Source organism: Mesorhizobium sp. WSM4849 (genome assembly GCF_055811385.1).
The window spans coordinates 45,155-64,011 of the sequence record NZ_JBVVPW010000027.1 but is presented as its reverse complement, the minus strand read 5'-3'; the positions used below and the strand labels follow the sequence as shown (position 1 = coordinate 64,011).

Genomic DNA, 18,857 nt, shown 5'->3' with positions numbered 1-18,857 from the left:
CTCCGTTCCGGACAACAGCGACTGCGGGTCGGCGGCAAGCGGGTCTCTCAGGCCGGCAATATAGAATTGGCCATCGCGCACCTTTTGTTCGGCAACGATGATGCCCGGCTGGGTCTCCAGTCGCGACACATAGGCCTGCCAGCGCTCCGCCTCGCGTGCTTCGGGGCTCACATCACGGACCCTGGAGATGTCGAATACCGGTCCGCCTGCCGAAAGTTGTCGGGCCGCTGCGCGTGCCCGATCTATCCAGGTGTCTGGAGCCTCACCCTCGGCAACGATGCGATCCTCGACGATCAAAAGCCGAACCGATTTCGGCGGAACCAGCGACGCCGTTAGCCGCTTCAACACGAACTCCGGCTCAAGGCTCTGATAGAATTGCCACTGTGAATGAACGCGAGCAGGATCAACCCCTGTTCCGGACAGCAGAGCCTGCGGGTCGGCGGCAAGCGGGTCTCTCAGGCCGGCAATATAGAAATGTCCGCCCCTCGCCGTTTGTTGGGCGACGATGATTCCCGGTTGGGCCTCAAGTCGCGACACATAAGTCTGCCAGTGCTCCGCCGCGCGTGCTTCGGGGCTCACATCACGAACCTTGGAGATGTCGAATACCGGTCCGCCTGCCGAAAGCTGTCGGGCCGCCGCGCGTGCCCGATCTATCCAGGTGTCGGGAGCCTCACCCTCGGCAACGATGCGATCCTCGACGATCGAAAGCCGAACCGATTTCGGCGGGGTCAGCGACGCCGTTAGTCGCTTCAGCACGAACTTCGGATCAAGGCTCTGATAGAATTGCCACTGCGAATGAACGCGGGCAGGATCAATCTCCGTTCCGGACAACAGCGACTGCGGGTCGGCGGCAAGCGGGTCTCTCAGGCCGGCAATATAGAATTGGCCATCGCCCATCTTTTGTTCGGCAACGATGATGCCCGGCTGGGTCCCCAGTCGCGACACATAGGCCTGCCAGCGCTGCCCGGATTGCCAGGAAAGAAAGAACCAACCGCCTGCCGGAATTAAAACCAGCAGGACTGCAGCCACCACCAGCCACGGAAATCCCTGGTTTGATTCCTCCTGCTTCAGTTCAACGCAGGTCTGCAACTGCGTCTCTACGCCGGCCAACTGCGAACTGTCGCCGTCAAACTGCTCTAAAGCCTGTGAGCATTCATCATGGATGCGAAGCAACACATCGCGAACTATTTCATGTAATTCCTCTGGCGGATTTCCCCGGATCACCGCAACCAAGGTCGCAAACGGTCCAACTTCCGACCAGAGACGAAGCTCCCCAAAACGGATAGTGTCCAGGCCGCTCTGTTCTTTCTCGTTAAATGAGTCTTTCACAAAATCTTGAATTGCACTAAGCATCGACGAAATGAGTTGAGGATCTTCACTCGTTGCATTATCGGCAGCTACATGCGCTATCAAAAGCCCGGAATTGCGGTTAATGAGAAAGACATGTTCTACACGATATACAAGAGAATGCTTAAGAACAACTTCTGAGAAGCTTGCACCCGTTCTCCAAGCTTCAAATCTCCACTTGAGCCCATGCCAGGTAAATATATGTCTTAAAGTTTCATTCAGCGACTGAAAGGTCTGATCGATCTTTTCCCCGATCGACTTGCGAATTGCCGGCAGAAACACCGGGTATAATATATCCGTAAGCGTACGCGGGCTCTTCTGGATGGACCGTTGCACGGCCCTCTCGACAGCTGGCGCAAGGGCCTCGCCGAGTTGCGCATGAGGCGCACGTGCGGCTGCACTGGGGAGAACACCCCCAACTGCAGCCGCAAGCTGCTCAGGTTCGTCGAGCAGGTGCGTAACGCGTGAAAGCTCCGAAATTTCGCGGCCGACCAGCAACTGGCGCAGCGTTTCCATGCGAGGATCGGCGGTTGGAACTCCGTGGAAACGCGCACGATAGTCCGGATCAACGTTCCGGGCAATTTCGACCAAAAGATTAGCCAGAGCGGCGCGATCAATCTCTGTATCGCTCGAAGCTGCTCTTTGAGGAAGGCTGATTGGGTCGACGGTCGACGTCAAGTTCCGATCAACTCACTTTCCAACTACGTTCCGAGTTGCTCTTGCTGCCGACGGGATCCTGATTCAGACATTTTGCAACCTCGACAAACAGGCCAGCCAAAAGATTTCGGTCGGTCTTTACGTTGCTGAGATCGGAAAACATTTTTTCCATTAGCATCTGCATGCTTTCATTCTTTTGCTTGATTTCCTCACGCAGCAATTGATCGCTTCGATTTATCCGGTCCGCGACTTCGCGCTCAAGCTCGCTCAATTGATCCGACAACGCGCGCACCTGCTTTTCAAGCGCCTGATTTTGCTCGCGAAGATTCCGGTCAATCTCCTTGTCGGCCTCGGCTCGTGCATCTTTTTCGTTCCGCAATTGCGCCGCGAGCGATTCGACCTGCTTCTTTGCATTTGACTCGTACATTTCAAGATTGCGCTTGGCTTCAGATTCGACATCCTTGAAGCGCTGCAAGAACCGTTCTTCAAGCTTGGAAAAACGGCGGTCATAGTCCTGCATCTGGTTGCCGAACAGCAGATCACGTATCTTGTCGACACCTACAGCGTCGCCGGGGACCCCGCTCTCGCGAGCCTGGACCCCCATGAAACCCAGCCCGTTTCCATCTGCATTGCTTATCAGTTTTTCGTCCGCTTTACTTGCTGAAGAAGCGGTATTCGAAGATTCCTTAGCCATTCCTATGCCCCTTCATTTGAACACCTGCCACAGTGCAAACCCAAAAAACGCCCAAGCATGTCAGCAAAATACCCGGCTCGCAAGCCAGAATCTTCTTGACCTAAGCCAATTCGTGCCTCCCTTTACATCTCTTGGACTAGCAGAACATGAACGAGTACCGATTTGCGTCGCTCTCGCATCTCTTTGTCATAGCAGCCATAACCGGCTAATCTAATCGACCATTGGACGCAATCTACTATGGAAATGAGTAATACAATGTCAGGCTATATAGCTACTGGAGCGCAATTAAGTAGCGCATATTCATTAGAAATATCTAAATTAACCGGTCTGGCGGTGCACATACTGTCTCGCGCCCGGCTGAATACTGCGACGATCAGCATCCGATACGGGGCCCAACGGTAGAAGGAACGTCTTCTTTCGCACGGAGAATGGCTGTTCGAGAATGCACCTCGGATCGAGGCGTTTCGGTCGATAGCAGGGGAGCAATAGTCCCAATCGCTGCAGTCATTCACACCAACGCTTCAGTGGGCTTGCATTTATTGCGCCCCGATTGCAAAAGACGTCAGGTTGCCGTAGCGATTGCACTCACACGGTGCCACGGACCGCAGCTTATGGTCATGGCGCCGACCCGGGGATCGACATGAGTATGCGGCATGCTTGGCCTTGACGTCCCTCTGCGACAGCTGGCGCCCAAGCTCGGCGGCAGGGATGCGAATGCTGCGCCAGGCCTCCAACATCGGTAGCACGACAGGAGCAAGCTCGCTCTGCGGCCAAATGGCGGCGTCGCGGCGGCTCGGAAGAGTTCGCAGGAGACTGTTTGGACGCAGTGTCGCTGAGGACCGTTTCCTTTGGCAGGAAATCGCCGGCTATGTATCGGGACTCTTGTTCTACCTCCGACCCAGGCGCGGGTAAGACGGCGTGGCGGATAAAACCTTGGTTTCAATCGTGGTTCCTGCGCACAACGCGGAGGCAACGCTGGCGCGCGCACTCGATTGCCTTCTCGATCAGGAAATAGTGGATTGGGAGGCGATCGTCGTCGACGACGCCTCCACGGACGCCACCGCCGCGATTGTCGCCGGCTATGTGGAGCAGGATGCCCGGTTTCGGATGTTGAGCTGTTGCGCGTATAGCGCCGCCGGCGCGCGCAATAGCGGGATTTCGACAGCGCGCGGACGCTGGCTCATGTTTCTGGATGCGGATGATTGGGTGGACGCCGGCTTCCTTGCGAAAATGCTGGCCGCCCTTGAAGCCGCGCCCGACGCGGTCGCCGCCTATTGCGGTTCCCGGCGCGTGATGCCCGATGGCGAACTCACCCCGTCGACCATCCCGACGGAGGTTGCGACCCAGCCCTTCGAAACATTCGCGCGCCGGTGCCCCATCCGCACTCACGCGCTGCTCGTCGACCGGAAGACAATTGTCGAGTTGGGCGGCTTCGATGTTTCGCTGCGCACCTGCGAGGACTGGGATCTGTGGCAGCGCCTCGCACGTCTAGGCAAACGTTGGGTGATGGTCGACGAGCCGCTCGCTTTCTATCGGGCCAGCCCCAACTCGCTCACCCGCAATTCGACGCAGATGCTGGTAGATGCGGAAATCGTGATCGCCCGCGGCTTTTCTGCTGATCCCAGGGTCAAACAGCCAGCATCGGCTCACGCCAATGGAGCGATCGAGGCGAACGGCCGCACCGCTTCCGAAGCACTCGCGTGGTTCGCGTTGTGGAACGCCGCGTCCGATTGCGGCTGCGGCTCACGCTCGATCAACCCACAGTCCCTGCGCGCGCTCCCGCCAGGACGTAAGTGGGCGCGTGAGATCGCCAAGGTGGCCTTCGATGGCCTTATGGCAGGAAGCCTATCGGTGCCAGCGCAATTGGCTGCCAGGTGGGACAGGTTCGGCGGCTCCCTCACCGAGTTGATCATCGAACTCGGCAAGGTCTGGGACAATCCCGTCGCGGGTCGCCGCGTCCAGTATTACCTTGAGCAAATGCTTCTCGACGTCGACGATCTTGCCGCGCCGCGGAGGCTGGCGCGGACACTTGGAATTCGCGTCGACGCTCGAAATCCGGCCTCGACCGAACTTCCGGAAGGAATCGATCAAATTTATGCCTATCTGATGATGGATGGCCAGATCGAGGCTCACGTGCAGTTCGGCGTACTCGGGAAAGTGACAAGGCGCCATTGGATCGAATTGACCCGGGATTTCGTGCCCCCTGAGCGGCTTATACACAGTGCCACGCGGCTTGCGAGGCGATCGCCTGTACATGCCCCGCAACAGGGCGCCGGTGCCGACAAGTCAAACATGTTTGCAGCTGAGGCATTGTCGTCCATCGCGGGACGCCGGTCCGATCGGGACAGCCACTTCGGCAAACTCGCGCGGTTGGCCGCGGAAGCGCGGGGGCTGGTTCGCTCGAGCGCCGAAGCTACAGAGCCGCTTGCAGCGCCGCGCCGTGCATCGGCCGCGGATGGGCACGACAATGATCGCACGTCGTTCTGGAATCGCCGTTTCGCGACCGAGGATCCCTGGAACTACGGTTCGCCCTATGAGCAGGAAAAATATGAGCGGCAGCTCGAAATTCTGCCTGCCGGTCCGATCGGACGGGCGCTTGAGCTGGCCTGTGCGGAGGGGCACTTCACGCGGCAGCTGGCGCCGCGCGTGGGCCATTTGACCGCAACCGACATCTCCGCCGTAGCCATCGGGCGAGCGCGCGCGCGATGCAGCGATCAGCCGAATGTTGAGTTCGGCGTACTGGATTTCTGCGCGGACACGCTGCCGGGTGAGATGGATCTGATCGTCTGTTCGGAAGTGCTCTACTACCTGGATGATCTCGCCGAGTTGCGGCGCTTCGCCAAAAAAATCGTCGAGGCGTTGGCGCCCGGCGGCAGTTTCATCAGCGCACACGCATTCGTGCTACGTGACAATGTTGAAAGGACGGGCTTCGACTGGAACACATTTGGGGCCCAGCTGATCTCAGAGACGCTGGCAGCGACCGAAGGCCTCGTCCTCGAGCGATCGATCCAGACCGATCTCTATCGCATTGACCGCTTCCGCCGCCTCTCACCTGGAGATGTGGCGACGGAACCGACAATCGATTACGTCCCAATCCGCGCACCCATCGAAATCGGGGTCGCGCGAAACATCGTCTGGGGCGGGGCGCGGGCCTTGCGCCGCGACGTCGCACGTAGCGAGCGGCGGCAGCGTGTCCCTGTCCTCATGTATCACAGCGTCTCCGAGGATGGTCCGGCCGCGCTCGCCCGTTTTCGGCTCACGCCCGCCGCATTCCACAGCCAGATGGCATGGCTGCGCGCCAATGGCTTTCACGCGATTAGGTCCGAGCAGCTGGAATGGTTCATCGCCAACCGTCAACCTTTCGTTGGCCGCCCAGTGCTCATCACCTTCGATGACGGCTTCCAGAACTTTGCCGACCATGCCTGGCCGACCTTGCGCGCGAACGACCTGACCGCGGAAGTGTTCCTGGTGACGGACCTGGTGGGCGCAAGCGCACAGTGGGACGCCGACAGCGGTCCGCCGATACAGCTTATGGACGCCGGGACGGTGCGACGCCTCGCCGCCGAAGGTGCGTTCTTCGGAAGCCATCTGGCGACGCATCGCGCGATCGATGGTCTGTCGAGCTCTGACTTGGCCGCCGAGCTCCTGCGCTCTCATATGTTCATCGAACGGTGGACCGGTCGGCCAACCACGTCGTTCGCGGCACCCTTTTCTGTCACCGACCGACGGCTTGGCAGGCTGGCCAAGGAGTGCGGCTATCGAATCGGCTTCGGCGGCAGACACGGGCCGGCGGACCTCGATTGCGATCCCATCGACCTTCCGCGCATCGAGATTCGCGGGGATCGCTCGCTCGATGACTTTGTTGCCACCGTCGAGGCCGTACTCGAAGAGCGGTGAACTTGTCAGTGTCCCGCCCGTTTACCTCGTTCGCAAGTCTATTGGGCGACTTGGGTCACGGCTGACATCAGCTCCTGCGGGCTTGGCGCCCCAAACATGTATCGCCCACCCTCTGGAACTTCCGTGAAGCTCCAGCGGACGATCCCCTGCCGGTCGAGCAGGAATTGACCGACCAATTGTCCGTGTCCCGTTGCCATCATCTGCTCGTCGGCTTCGGTCACTTCGTACTTGTCCTTCTTGTTGAGAATTTCGGTGGCCGCAAAAGGATCCATCGGACCGGGCAACTCGCCTGGTATGTCGACCCGCATGTCCTTTGCCGCTGCCATCGAGACCTTGTACGGCCAGATCGTCTCGTTTTGGGTGAATTCGAGATTGGGCAGTCCAAAAGCACGATGTGAAGCGCGTTCAGGGTCGGAGGCCGCAAGCAGATTCGGCATCGGGTGGTAGCGGAAATAGAGACGCGCCCGTTCGATCGGCGTGTTGACCACCGTCAGGCTCTCTACGCCCTTTTCGCGCAGCTCCGGATCAAGCCGCGCCTGGGCGGCGATATAGCGCCGGCAAAACGCACAATGCAGACCTCGAAACAGGCCGACCAGCACCGGTTTTTGTCCGCGAAAGTCGTCAAGCGCGATCTTGCCTTCCTGGGTAATCGCGTCGAGTACCAAGTTCGGCGCACGGTCGCCCGGTTGAAGCGGTACCAAGTCACTACGCGCGGACATTTCCAACCTCCAACCCGGCTAGTCGAGAAAAGGCAGCACCACAAGCGCTTCCGGGTCGAGCCCGTGCTGGGCGCATATGCCCTGCGCCAGGGAAAAGTAGCGTTCGGCCTCGGCCAGATTGTCGAGGTCGAGATTAAGCGTTGCGAGACCATCATAGCACGGAAACAGCAGTTGGGGCTCGCCCGTTTCGCGGGCTACGTCCAGCGCTTCCTGGAACAAGCCAATCGCCAGTTCCGGACGGCCGTTGCACTGGTGGATCTGCCCAAGCACGATCAACGGCACCGGCAGGTGCTCGCGCTGGTCGAGCGCCCGGTCGATCTCGATGGCCTTCTCGGCAGCAGGCACGCCCTCCGTTGGACAGCGATCCGTGAAAGTACAACAAGCGACCGCCAGATTGGCGAGGAGGCGCGCCTGGAAACCCAAATCACCAATATGGCGCGCCACTTCAAGACCGCGCCGACAGACCTCCATCGCCTGTGCCGGATCGATGGTCGTGTAAAGCACGCCGAGATTGGTGTAGCCGCGGCAGGCCGCGCCCAGTAGACCGGCGGCTTCGGCCAATTCAATGCTACGCTCAACCTGACGCACCGCTTCACGGTTTCGCCCAAGGCGAGCCAGCGCAACAGCCTTGGTATTAAGTGCCTCGGCGGTCACAAGAGTGGCATCACACCCGACCTCAGAGACATGCTCCGTTGTCAGAGAGCGTACGCAATCCAGCGCCGCGTCTGCCCATTTTGCCGCGAGGGCGTGATCTCCGCTACGGAACGCCTGGCGGCCACGTTCTTGCCAGAGATGCGCCTGCTCGATCGGGGCATCCGCTCCATCGAGGAGCGCTGCCGCTTCAGCATAGCGGGATTCTGCGTCGTCCCGCTTGCCGACGTCCCAGAGCAGCCGACCGATCTTACGCAAAACTCGCGCCGACGCGACACGATTGGCTGACTCGCGGTATGCCTGCAACACCGTCTCGTAGTGGTGGTGCGCGATCTCGCGGCGGCCTACCGGGCCGCTCAAATCGGCAATGCGCTCTGCAATTGCCAGTTTGAGCGGTGTTTGCCCGATCGCGCCCAACGCAGTCAGTGCTCGCTCGTAGAAACGAAGGGCGTCGTCGTTGGCGTATATCATGCGAGCGCGATCGCCCGCCGCCTGCAGGTAACGCGCGCCCCTCTCCCGCTCGGCGCTCTGTGCGAAATGATGACCGAGCACGGTCAAATCCTCGAGCCGTTCCGGCTTGTCGCCGCACAGTTGCTCCAAGGCAGTACCGACCCGCCCGTGGATGTCGGTGCGACGTTGCAGGAGCATATTCTGGTAGATCACGTCCTGCAGCAATGTTTGCGTAAAGCGGTAGCTTTGCGACGAGACCGAGCCTGATCCGGCAACTTCCTCGATGATTTCCGCATCGCAAAGCAGTTCGCAGCCGGCTTCTAGCCGGCCGGGATCGGATGTCACGGCTTTCAGAAGTGTGGCATCGAAGCGCGGGCCGATTACCGCGGCTTCCTGGGCCAACCGGCGCACCTCTTGGGGCAGCCGATCGACGCGAGCAAGCAACATTGCCTGGATAGTGGCGGGAATGTCGGTTGCGACTTCGCCTGCCACAGTCCGCCATCGCTGGCCCTCGCGCATCAGTACACCGCGATCGATAAGGCCGCGGACGATCTCCTCTAAAAAAAGGGGGTTGCCGCCCGCGCGCTCGAGGATCTGGTCAAGAAGCCCTCCTGCGGAGTTTACCCAGCTCTCGCCGAAAAGCGCCGCCAGCAGGCTGCGTCCGTCATCATTGTTGAGCGGCGAAAGCCTGAGCGCTGTGTGACTGACCCGACTTGAATCGAGCTGGCCGTTGTCCGGCGCCGGACGATGCGTGACCAGCAACATCAACCGCGTGCGTTCCAACCTGTCCATCACGAAACGCAGTGCCTCGAGCGACACGGCGTCGGCCCAGTGCAGGTCTTCGACGACAATCAACAGCGGCGACAACGCAAGCCGCCGTTCGACGATTGTGCGGACTGCGTAGAGAATTTGCCGCCGCAGCTGCTCGGGCTCGACATGCTGCAAGGTGGCATCGGGGTCGCCAAGGCCGAGCACATGGTAGAGCAAAGGCATCAGCCGCTTCGCCTCCTCGCCCTGCAGGCCGAGATCGGTAAGCAAGCCTGCGAGCTTCCCCCGCATTTCGTCCCCATTGTCGTTTTGCATCATCCCGGCAGCGCTGCGCACCACTGCGCCCAAGGCGCCAAATGATTGTTCGCCCAGCGGTGAGCACGTGGCCAGCCGCACGGCGACGTTGCGAAAACGATCCTCGTCGCCGACGCGGGCGACGAACTCCTTCACCAGCCGCGATTTCCCGATACCGGCTTCTCCGACGAGGCGGACAAGTTGGGCCGAGCCGCCGCACGCCTGGTCAAGGCTCGCCAGCATTCTATTGAGCTCCGCACCACGACCTATTATCGGCGCACTGAGGCCGAGCGCCTCGAGCCCACGCGCTGCACGCGGCGCCGCAAGCGGTGCATCCAGTCGATGGACGAGCACACTGCCAGCCTTGCCGCGAAACACGACATCACCCAGCGACTCGTAAGAGAAGGCATGCCGGGTCAGCCTGTGAGTGAGCTCGCCTACCAGCACCTCACCCGGTGCGGCAAGCGATTGCAGGCGTTGTGCCGTATTCACTGTGTCGCCGGTCACCGAATAGGATTTGGCGGTGCCGATGCCCAATCCGCCAGTAACGACCGGACCAGTGTTTATGCCGATATGGAGTAACAGAGGCGAGCCGGAGTGGGGGGTGCTTTCGCCGAGCCGCGCCGTCCGGGCGATCATGTCGAGAGCGGCGCGAAGCGCACGTTCCGGATCGTCCTCATGCGCGACCGGCGCACCGAACAAAGCGAGCAGCGCATCGCCGATGAATTTGTCGACGAAACCACCAAAGTTTCGCACGGCCGCCGTCAATTCCTTGAACAGCTCGTTCTGCAGCGCTTGCATGACCTCGGGGTCAAGCTGCTCGCTGAGTGTCGTGAAGCCGCAAAGGTCGGCGAACAGGACCGTTACCGTCCGGCGATCGGCGTCAGAGACGGGATACAGCCCTTCTTCGCTTTCGATGTTCGGAAGCAGCGACGGAGTTCGAGAAGGCGGCACAATGGCCCGGCTTGGTGTCGGAGCAGGCCGTTTGACGGCTTTTGCGGGCGCACCGAGGCTTGCCCCACATTTCGGACAGAACTCGAAATCAGGTGCGCAGGGGTAGCCGCAACTGACGCATGGCACGGGCTGGCGCCTGCCACACCTCGGACAGAAGGCGTAACCACCCTCAACCTCGAAACCGCAGCCCGAGCAGTCCATCGAACCAGACCTCACTAGGGGCCGTGGCGGCGTGATCTCGCTACGCACTTCACGGCCAGGCTATTCACAAGGATGCACCGATAGCCGTCGACCGGCAAGCGGCAGCGCAAATGGGCATCGAGCGATCCGTTTGGGTCCGGTGGCAGAGCGCTGCCGATTCGCGCGGCTGCGTGGCCGTCGTTGCGAAAGTTCTCTCTTACCCTCCGTCTTCCTGCTCTCGTGGAGATGAGGAGACAGCCATGAGCGAGAATCGTAAGCTAGTCGCAATCCTGGTTGCAGATGTGGTCGGATACAGTCGGCTCGCGAGCGCGGACGAAGATCGTACTTTGGCGAGGTTGCGGGCGCTGCGCAGCGATCTGTCAACTAGGAAGGTACGAAGAGGCCGTTGACCTCTTGATGCAACGGCTGGCTCGCAACGCTGTCACCGACGTCTCGCGCGCGCTTCTGGCCGCCAGCTACGGCCATCTGGCCCGTTTCGCCGAGGCCCGCGCGGCATGGCAGGATGTGCTTCGCGTCAATCCCGACTATTCGCTGGAATACCGTCGCAAAGTCTTGCCCTACAAGAACCCTGCCGATTTCGAACACTGGTGGATGGGCTCCGCAAGGCCGGGGTCGTGCAATGACAGGTGAGGCCTACCGGCCGGATCAGACGCCAGAGGCTCACCGATAGATCGCCGTCGCTTGCGGTTGCGCACCAGGAAATCAACTGAAGGCTCAGCTCGCCTTGATCTCTGCCTGGCCGATCTTGCGCCATCGGGCGTTTTCGCGAACCAGCTTCAGGTCGTCGGTCGTCTCGGCAAATGTCCGCAAACGGTATAGCCGGAGCAGGTCCGGGAAGAGCGCCCCTTCCGGCAGGCCGGCAAGCTGCTCGCGGACCGAGATCTTTTCGTCGATGACCCGCATGCCCCAGGCATTTTCCCGAACCTGCAGCTCCGCAGCCAGATCGCGCTCTTCCGACGCGTTTTCGTCTAGCGCAGCCAGCAGGATCGAGTGGAAAAGCGCTACATAACCAATCTGTCTCAGGCCGCCCACAACCCGCACGCGCGGCAATATGGCAAGGACGAGGAACATCAGGAACAAGTTCGGCAGCAGCACGCCGTCCAGCAGCGCCTGCCTGAGATGCGGCCGCTCGAACGGGATGGAAAGACCATGCGGCCTGCCAGGTTCGATCAGGTGCCCGTTCTCGAGGACGAGCTTGCGCACGCGCTCCTCGCGGATGCCCCAGAAATAGGCCGTGGCATTGGGCAGGAATCTGCCAAATGGGCTTGATGCGGCCTCTTGCAAGGCACATTCGAGACGCTGGCGCCTTGCGGGCTCAATGAGCAGCCTGGAAAGAAGGCTGCCGTCATATTCAAGATGCCGCGCCATGGCAGCCGCGGCGAGCCGATCATCGATGAAAACCGGCAGGGCCATGCCGGAACGATCCCAATCGGCGACCAGATCCTCGTTGAGGGCTGTCAGCGCATCGGCGGCGGTTCCAAACACCTTGTCCTGGCTGGCAAGCAATGTGCCCAGCCAGCGGCTGGCATCCGTTTCATCGCCCACCGCCTCGAGCGCGCGCTTGTTGAGGGAGACGGGACCGGCCACGCAGGCGCTTTTGCGGCACAGTTTGTGGCGCCCCATGCCAAACAGGTTGACCTTGTCGTCACCGACATCGAGCCATCCCGGCCCCTCCCGGCCAATTGTCTCCATGGTCATCGTCGTTCCCATGAAGCCGAAGAAGGCCGACAGCCCGTTTTCGACCGCGCCGAGCCAGGCAAGCAGGAGGGCATCGAAGGTGATCCGGTCCATCAGAAGCAGGCAGTGCAGGCCGGACTGAATCACCGGTCTGTGCTCGAACTCTTCAAGGGCCTTGCCGATCTCTTCAGGCTGCATGATCACACCAAGGCGCTGATGCAGGACTTCGCGCAGAATCGAGCGGGCAGCGATCGCCGGGCCCGATGCAGGCCTTGCCACCGGCCGCCACAGATGGCGAGCGTAATCGGAAACTGGTGCATTCCAGTTCTGCTCGATGTCACGCACGACTTCCGGGCAGAGCAGCGACAGCACAGCCAGAATTTCCACCGGAGGCGTAGGGGTTGGGTCAAAGACGGCGGTCATTGGTCCCGTCTAGCCGCTTGCGGTGCAAACGCCAAGGGAGACCAGACTTGCTGGATGCGACCGGCCCACAGATAGATTGTCAACTCGATCAAGATGGTGTGAGACGAAATTGACCGTATCCAACGGAGTTCTCCATGAGCAATCGCCGGTTCGTCGACTCGGCACGAATTGTTAGATTGGCTAAACAGTTAAGGCCAAACAGCGGATCTCAGAACCGCAGCCGGGCCATGCTCAGGAGGTCGTGGTACTGCCCGTCGGTAAAACCAGCCTTCACATGCCGGCCTTCGACCTCGAAGCCGTGGCTTGTGTAGAGACGGACGGCCGGTTCGTTGTCGGCATAGACGGTCAATTCGACCCGCTTCAGGGCGCGCCAGTTGTCGGCCACGTCAAGCAGCGCGCCGAGTATGGCAGAGCCGATACCCTTGCCGACAAAGGCATCGTCAAGGCCGATATTGATCTCGCCGATATGCGAACGGCGCGGCGAACCCTGCACGACCAGGCTGCCATGGCCGACGACCTTGCCGTCCAACTCGGCAACGATCCAGGTGGTTTCCTGGCCGGACTTGGCGATGCGCCGCTCCACCTGCTCCACCATCTCGAAGGGCATCCTCAGCGTGCCCCAGCGGAAGCCCGGCATGTTGAAGATAGCGCAAAGCGCCTCCGCATCGCTTAGCCGGACGGACCGGAGCTGCGGCTGGATTTTCTCCGAGGATGGCGAGGTCGTGCTGGTCATGGCGTTCCCGGCGAACGATGCACCGGACCTTACCTGAAAATCCAGCCGTCTCTGCAACTATGATGCCGATTGCGAGCTAAAATACCGGGAGGCGGCGTAGAGTTTGAAGACGCCGCTGATGCCGATCCAGCCGAAAAGGGCGAGCCAGCACAATGTCCCGGTCGCCGTCCAGTCGATCCGATCCACCGCAGCGTCGGTGATAACGAGGCCAAGGATGGCAAGCAGGCCAACCAGAAACTGCGCCAAGCCGAGCACCAGCAGTTCCTCGCGCGGCGCGCTTCTCCAGACGAGATATATGCCGCCCGCACCGGCCAGGAAGATGGCGCTGTAGACCTGAGCGTGGAAGGCATCGATCGGCCATGGCCAGATGCTGCCGAATGTCAGGGGAAACAGCAACAGGCCGACGCCATAGAGCCCAAGGATCGCCGATTCCACCGGCATGTAGCCGCGCCATGCGGGGGTTAAGGTCACGCCTTTTGCAGAAGGACGGGCCCTGGCCCGCCACAGGAACAGCCCGGATACCGCGACCGAAGCGAGATAGACTAAAAACCAGAGCCAGGGCGCTTTGCGCTCGAAGTTGAAATAGCCGAGATTGATGAACGAAGCCACCGACACGATGACGGTGAAGATGAACGCCATGACGAGCACGAGCCTGCCGGGCGACCAGCGATTCCAGACCAGCAGCGCCGCCATCACGACCATTTCGGCGGTGTAGAAGCCGCCGAGGAAGCGGGCATTGAACGGCGTGACGGCCCAAGGCCAGCGCGGCTTGACCAGCACAGGCGCGAAAAACAGGCCGGCGCCTACTATCAGCACGATGATGACCACCACAGAGAAAAGGCGCAGGGCCGCGGGAAATGGCGGGTTGCTGGATGTCGGCATGGGAGAAAGTCCCAAAGATGAATGCCCCGTGGACCATCATAGTGCCGCTTGCGGCCGGTGAAAATCCGCCGAATGGAAATTGAACTGTCACCAGGCTTATCTATTCGAATGGCCGTACGATCCGTTTCGAAGTAAGATGGAGAACTCGGAGCAAAGACGCCTCGGGGCGCATTTTCCGGAGCCTGCACGATGAACGAAGCTCAGGATCTGTTCTCGCTTCTGCGGCAATCGACCGATGTCGATCCGCAGGCAATCGACGCGATCAAGCGAACCATCGCGGAGGGCAAGGACCGCGAACTTTGCCGCATCAATGCGCCAGCCTTCGCCAGCAAGCATGGCCTCGATGAGGAACGCGCCATAAGCGCGTTTCTCCATGCGGCACGGGTGGGTATCTTCGACATCTCCTGGAATGTTCTGTGCCCCGGCTGTGGCGGCGTGCTCGACACCAACGCCACGCTGAAAACCTTGCAGAAGGATGAATACACCTGCGCGCTGTGCTCCGAGGGCTATTCGCCGACCCTCGACGAGATGGTCGAGGTGACATTCACCGTCAGTCCCCGCGTGCGCAGAATTGCCGCCCACAATCCACACGAACTGCCGTTGATGGAATACTTCCGCCAGATCTACTGGGGGTCCGGCGTCGATCTGCCGGAAGAGGATTTCGCGAAAAAGATAGAAGCGTTCTCGCTGGAGGATATCGAGCTTGCCCCCGGTGAAAAGGCGGTTCTGCCCATACAGCTTCCGTCCGAATTCATCATCGTCTTCGAGCCGGTCACCCATTCAGTGCAGTTCATCGACGGGAAGGGCGAACCAACAAAAGAGCGCCGAAGCCTGTCTTTGGTCTTTGACCGCGACCATGTCCAGAACCAGACGCTGGAGATGCAACCCGGCCCGTTGCGCATTTCGCTGGAAAACAGGACCGACGCCCGCGTGCTGCCGACGGTCTTCATCGCCGGCCAGGAATTGCATGATTTCCTGGGCAAACGCCGGCCCTTCCTGACCGCCAAGCGCCTGCTCACTAACCAGACGTTCCGCGATCTCTATCGCACGGATACACTCGACATCAACCAGCGCCTGAAGATCACCAGCCTGACCTTCCTGTTCACCGACCTGCGCGGATCGACCGAGCTTTACGAGCGGGTGGGCGATCTTTCAGCATTCGATCTCGTGCGTGTGCATTTCCAGGTTCTGCACGAGATCGTCGCGGCGGAGGCAGGCGCGGTGGTGAAGACGATCGGTGATGCGGTGATGGCGACTTTCGCGACGCCTGATCGTGCGATTGCTGCGGCCCTCAGGATGCGCGATGCCATGCGTGCGCTCAACGACAAGAGCGGGCGCGAGGATCTGCTGCTCAAGATCGGAGTCCATGCCGGCCCCTGCATCGCCGTGTCTATGAACGAGCGACAGGACTATTTCGGCCAGACAGTCAATATTGCTTCGCGGGTCCAGAATCTTGCCAACGCACAGGCGATCTTCGCCACTCGTGCGGTGGTCGACGACAATCTCACCGCCGATCTGTTGCACAGGAACGCGCTGACGCCCGTACCCCACGAGGTCTCGCTGCGCGGCATTGCGCGGGAGATAGCAGTATATACGATCCCCTGAAGACTTGGCCCCTGAAGATTTGAGTCGTCTCGGCTCCTCACACGCGCCTGCAGACAAAATAACGATCGGCGGGCACCGAAGGCGGTGGCGGGAGATATTGCAACAGCGGGTGATCGAGCGGCGTGCCGCTGACCGCGATGCCACCGACGCGAAGCAGGCGCGCGATCAGATCGGGAAGCCAGGTAGAGGTCACTGCATCGCGATCGTCATAGCCGGTGCCGATGTCGGCATGAACAAGAGCCGCGTCGATGCCAATGAACCTGCTCGCCGTCTCGCGTATTTCGCCGAGCACGAGGTTTTCAGCTTCGGGAATTGAGCTGGCGTGTGCGCCAAGTGCGCGGTCGAACACCACGATCCGGCGTCCGGGCAGGCGCTCGCGCAGATGGTGGAACGTCCGGCCATTGCCGAGGCCGAGCTCAAGCACCAGCCCTTCCATCTTCGCCACCTCGGGGCAGACTTGATCGAGAATGTCGCGCTGTGCGGTCATCCTGCTGATGAAATTCTCGAGGCGAGTCATATGCGTTTGCGTGTCCTGAAACCAGCTCAAGAGATCGGCAATGCCCGCGACCAGAACGGTTCACGGGTGAACCCCGAGGGCCCGTGTTAAACCCCGATCGCGTCTCGGCACATATAGAGGCGACCGATGAACACTGCAACAACCGAACAGGCCGCCGACAAGGATCATACCGGGTGGAGTCGGCGGCCCGGCGCGCGGCGGAATAGCGATCTCACTTGTAGGGGTCTGCGGCGTCCCGCAGGCCGTCGCCGAGGAAGTTGAACGCCAAGATGACGAGAACGACGGGGAGCATCGGCAAAAGCAGCCATGGATAGAACGCGATGACGCTGACGCTGCGAGCCTCGGTGAGCAGGATGCCCCAGCTGGTTATCGGCGCCCTCAGGCCGAGCCCGAGGAAGCTCAGCGCCGTCTCGCCCAGAATCATGCCGGGTACGGAGATCGTCGCCGTCGCGATCAGATGCGACATGAAGCCGGGAATGAGATGCCGCCCGATGATGCGGCTGCTTCTGGCGCCCATCAATTGCGCGGCCAGAACGTAATCCTCCTCGCGCAAGGCTAGAAGCTTTGAACGCACGGCCCGCGCCAGTCCAGTCCAGTCGAGCAGCCCGAGGATGACGGTGATGCCGAAATAGATCAGGATCGGACTCCAGGTTATCGGCATGATCGCCGCCAGAGCCAGCCATAGCGGAATGCTGGGGATCGATTGCAGAACTTCGATTATCCGTTGAACGATCAGGTCGAAGATACCGCCGTGATAGCCGGCCAGTCCGCCGATGACAATGCCGAGCAGGAAGCTGAAACTGATGCCGACGAGACCGATTGTCAGCGAAATGCGTGCGCCATAGATGATGCGCGAGAGCACATCGCGCCCCAGCCTGTCAGTGCCGGCTAGAAAGAGCTGGCCGTTTTCGGCAGGGCAGACAAAATGCCTGTCACCTTCGATCAGGCCCCAGAACTGATAACTGTCGCCCTTGCAGAAGAAACGGATCCGCTGAACATCATTCTGATTCTCGATGTAGTTCCGCTTGAGCGTGTCCATATCAAGTGTCATCTGGCGGCCATAGACGAACGGCCCGACGAGCTGGCCGTTGTGGAACAGGTGCACCCGCTGCGGCGGCGAATAGATGTAGTCCATGTTGCGCGTGTGCAGATTGTAGGGCGCCAGGAACTCGCAAATCAGTATCCCGAAATAAAGCGCTGCCAGGAATATGCCGGATATAACGGCAAGCCGGTGCATCCGGAATTTCCACCACATCAGCCGTAACTGCGACGCCTGAAAGACCTTCGACTGCTCCGGCGTCATCGCCTCGACCGACTGCAGGTCAATGGGCGCGGTGGAAACGTAGTGTTGAAGTGGAGCACCCGGAGCGGGCAGCGGCGAATGCGTGTTCATTTGGTGCTGCCGCCCTGCAAACGAATTCGTGGATCAAGCAGCGCCAGCGCCAGATCGGAAATCAGGACACCGATGACCGTCAGGAAGGCGAGGAACATCAGGAACGACCCTGCCAGATACATGTCCTGGCTTTGCAGCGCCTTGATCAGCATCGGCCCGGTCGTTTCCAAAGACAGCACGATCGCCGTGATTTCGGCGCCGGAGATGATGGCCGGCAGGATAGAGCCGATGTCGGAAATGAAGAAATTGAGCGCCATGCGCAGCGGGTATTTGACCAGCGCCTTGAACGGATGAAGGCCTTTGGCGCGCGCGGTCACGACATATTGCTTGTGTAGCTCATCGAGCAGATTGGCGCGCAGCCGCCGGATCATGCTTGCCGTGCCCCCGGTGCCGATGATCAAGACCGGAATCCAGAGATGGGCGAGGATCGACTTCGCCTTGGCCCAGCTCATCGGCTCGCCGAGATATTGCTGGTCCATGAGATGGCCGATGGATGTGCCGAACCAGATGTTGGCGAAATACATCAGGATCAGCGCCAGCATGAAGTTCGGAATGGCAAGGCCGAGAAGGCCGAAGAAAGTCAGGCCGTAGTCGCCCCAGCTGTATTGATGCGTGGCGGAGTACATGCCGATCGGAAAGGCGATGAGCCAGGTGAAGATGATCGTGACGAAGGAAACCAGCACCGTCAGCCACATTCGGTCCCCGACGACGTCGCGGACCGGCAGCTCATATTCGAAGGAATAGCCGAAATCGCCCTGTAGCATTCCGCCGACCCAGTAGAAGTAGCGAATAACCGGTGGCTGGTCGAAACCATAGTCCTTGCGCATCATCTCGATGCGATCAGAATCCACCGCTTCGCCCTGAGCCCGAAGCTCGGCAACATAGCTGTCGAAATAGTCGCCTGGGGGAAGTTCGATGATCGTGAACACCAGCGCCGATATGACCAGCAGCGTTGGAACCATCACGGCGATGCGCCAGACAAAATATCGAAACAC

At 60.4% G+C, this 18,857-nt stretch carries 12 protein-coding genes and 2 pseudogenes; 3 read left to right on the top strand and 11 right to left on the bottom strand.

The features are described from left to right. The 3 genes and pseudogenes from AC0L3L_RS26300 to AC0L3L_RS26290 form a co-directional block, all read right to left on the bottom strand. Nucleotides 1–2,025: OmpA family protein (locus AC0L3L_RS26300; RefSeq protein WP_473639847.1), on the bottom strand; the 2,025-nt coding region annotated here is incomplete at its 3' end. Nucleotides 2,026–2,032: 7 nt separating this feature from the next. Next, nucleotides 2,033–2,698: a hypothetical protein gene (locus AC0L3L_RS26295; RefSeq protein WP_473639845.1), complete on the bottom strand. Its 666-nt coding sequence runs from the start codon at nucleotides 2,696–2,698 to the stop codon at nucleotides 2,033–2,035. A 627-nt stretch (nucleotides 2,699–3,325) separates the two neighbouring features. After that, nucleotides 3,326–3,456, bottom strand: a pseudogene (locus AC0L3L_RS26290) (IS110 family transposase); the annotation flags it as partial. A gap of 160 nt (nucleotides 3,457–3,616) precedes the next feature. Between AC0L3L_RS26290 and AC0L3L_RS26285 the strand changes: the two are divergent. Then, nucleotides 3,617–6,595: a trifunctional glycosyltransferase/class I SAM-dependent methyltransferase/polysaccharide deacetylase gene (locus tag AC0L3L_RS26285; protein ID WP_473639843.1), complete on the top strand. Its 2,979-nt coding sequence runs from the start codon at nucleotides 3,617–3,619 to the stop codon at nucleotides 6,593–6,595. A gap of 38 nt (nucleotides 6,596–6,633) precedes the next feature. Here AC0L3L_RS26285 and AC0L3L_RS26280 read toward each other — a convergent pair whose 3' ends face one another. Both AC0L3L_RS26280 and AC0L3L_RS26275 read right to left on the bottom strand, forming a co-directional pair. Continuing rightward, nucleotides 6,634–7,314: a redoxin domain-containing protein gene (locus tag AC0L3L_RS26280; RefSeq protein WP_473528301.1), complete on the bottom strand. Its 681-nt coding sequence runs from the start codon at nucleotides 7,312–7,314 to the stop codon at nucleotides 6,634–6,636. Between the two features lie 18 nt (nucleotides 7,315–7,332). Further along, complete coding sequence (locus tag AC0L3L_RS26275) at nucleotides 7,333–10,632, bottom strand: ATP-binding protein (RefSeq protein WP_473639841.1); 3,300 nt, start codon at nucleotides 10,630–10,632, stop codon at nucleotides 7,333–7,335. 351 nt (nucleotides 10,633–10,983) lie between these two features. Here AC0L3L_RS26275 and AC0L3L_RS26270 point away from each other — a divergent pair. Beyond that, nucleotides 10,984–11,255 (top strand): annotated as a pseudogene (locus AC0L3L_RS26270) (adenylate/guanylate cyclase domain-containing protein); the annotation flags it as partial. A gap of 91 nt (nucleotides 11,256–11,346) precedes the next feature. On the opposite strand, the gene AC0L3L_RS26265 reads toward AC0L3L_RS26270, so the two are convergent. From AC0L3L_RS26265 to AC0L3L_RS26255, 3 genes are all read right to left on the bottom strand, one after another. Further along, the gene (locus tag AC0L3L_RS26265) at nucleotides 11,347–12,732 is read right to left on the bottom strand and encodes a hypothetical protein (protein WP_473639839.1); all 1,386 of its coding nucleotides are present in this window, start codon (nucleotides 12,730–12,732) and stop codon (nucleotides 11,347–11,349) included. Nucleotides 12,733–12,940: 208 nt separating this feature from the next. After that, nucleotides 12,941–13,465 (bottom strand): GNAT family N-acetyltransferase, encoded by a 525-nt coding sequence (locus AC0L3L_RS26260; protein ID WP_095483612.1) that lies wholly within the window; start codon nucleotides 13,463–13,465, stop codon nucleotides 12,941–12,943. Nucleotides 13,466–13,522: 57 nt separating this feature from the next. Next, nucleotides 13,523–14,347 carry a hypothetical protein gene (locus AC0L3L_RS26255; protein WP_473639836.1) on the bottom strand — a complete coding sequence of 275 codons (825 nt, stop codon included), beginning with the start codon at nucleotides 14,345–14,347 and terminating at the stop codon, nucleotides 13,523–13,525. Nucleotides 14,348–14,536: 189 nt separating this feature from the next. Here AC0L3L_RS26255 and AC0L3L_RS26250 point away from each other — a divergent pair, with 189 nt between their 5' ends. Beyond that, complete coding sequence (locus tag AC0L3L_RS26250) at nucleotides 14,537–15,952, top strand: DUF5939 domain-containing protein (RefSeq protein ID WP_473485760.1); 1,416 nt, start codon at nucleotides 14,537–14,539, stop codon at nucleotides 15,950–15,952. Between the two features lie 37 nt (nucleotides 15,953–15,989). Here AC0L3L_RS26250 and AC0L3L_RS26245 read toward each other — a convergent pair whose 3' ends face one another. The 3 genes from AC0L3L_RS26245 to AC0L3L_RS26235 all read right to left on the bottom strand — a co-directional run bounded on the left by AC0L3L_RS26245 (nucleotide 15,990) and on the right by AC0L3L_RS26235 (nucleotide 18,857). Beyond that, nucleotides 15,990–16,469, bottom strand: coding sequence for a class I SAM-dependent methyltransferase (locus AC0L3L_RS26245; RefSeq protein WP_473485761.1), 480 nt, complete (start codon nucleotides 16,467–16,469; stop codon nucleotides 15,990–15,992). 211 nt (nucleotides 16,470–16,680) lie between these two features. Next, nucleotides 16,681–17,862, bottom strand: a complete 1,182-nt coding sequence (locus tag AC0L3L_RS26240; RefSeq protein ID WP_473639834.1) for an ABC transporter permease — start codon at nucleotides 17,860–17,862, stop codon at nucleotides 16,681–16,683. Further along, on the bottom strand, nucleotides 17,859–18,857 hold the full coding sequence (locus tag AC0L3L_RS26235; RefSeq protein WP_473485762.1) for an ABC transporter permease: 999 nt from the start codon (nucleotides 18,855–18,857) through the stop codon (nucleotides 17,859–17,861). Before AC0L3L_RS26235 ends, AC0L3L_RS26240 begins: the two co-directional genes overlap by 4 nt.

What these genes read in the sequence shown, in the direction of transcription:
- AC0L3L_RS26295 (WP_473639845.1), bottom strand. Translation starts at nt 2,698, where the DNA reads ATGGCTAAGGAATCTTCGAATACCGCTTCTTCAGCAAGTAAAGCGGAC.
- AC0L3L_RS26250 (WP_473485760.1), top strand. Translation starts at nt 14,537, where the DNA reads ATGAACGAAGCTCAGGATCTGTTCTCGCTTCTGCGGCAATCGACCGAT.
- AC0L3L_RS26260 (WP_095483612.1), bottom strand. Translation starts at nt 13,465, where the DNA reads ATGACCAGCACGACCTCGCCATCCTCGGAGAAAATCCAGCCGCAGCTC.
- AC0L3L_RS26240 (WP_473639834.1), bottom strand. Translation starts at nt 17,862, where the DNA reads ATGAACACGCATTCGCCGCTGCCCGCTCCGGGTGCTCCACTTCAACAC.
- AC0L3L_RS26275 (WP_473639841.1), bottom strand. Translation starts at nt 10,632, where the DNA reads ATGGACTGCTCGGGCTGCGGTTTCGAGGTTGAGGGTGGTTACGCCTTC.
- AC0L3L_RS26265 (WP_473639839.1), bottom strand. Translation starts at nt 12,732, where the DNA reads ATGACCGCCGTCTTTGACCCAACCCCTACGCCTCCGGTGGAAATTCTG.
- AC0L3L_RS26245 (WP_473485761.1), bottom strand. Translation starts at nt 16,469, where the DNA reads ATGACTCGCCTCGAGAATTTCATCAGCAGGATGACCGCACAGCGCGAC.
- AC0L3L_RS26280 (WP_473528301.1), bottom strand. Translation starts at nt 7,314, where the DNA reads ATGTCCGCGCGTAGTGACTTGGTACCGCTTCAACCGGGCGACCGTGCG.
- AC0L3L_RS26255 (WP_473639836.1), bottom strand. Translation starts at nt 14,347, where the DNA reads ATGCCGACATCCAGCAACCCGCCATTTCCCGCGGCCCTGCGCCTTTTC.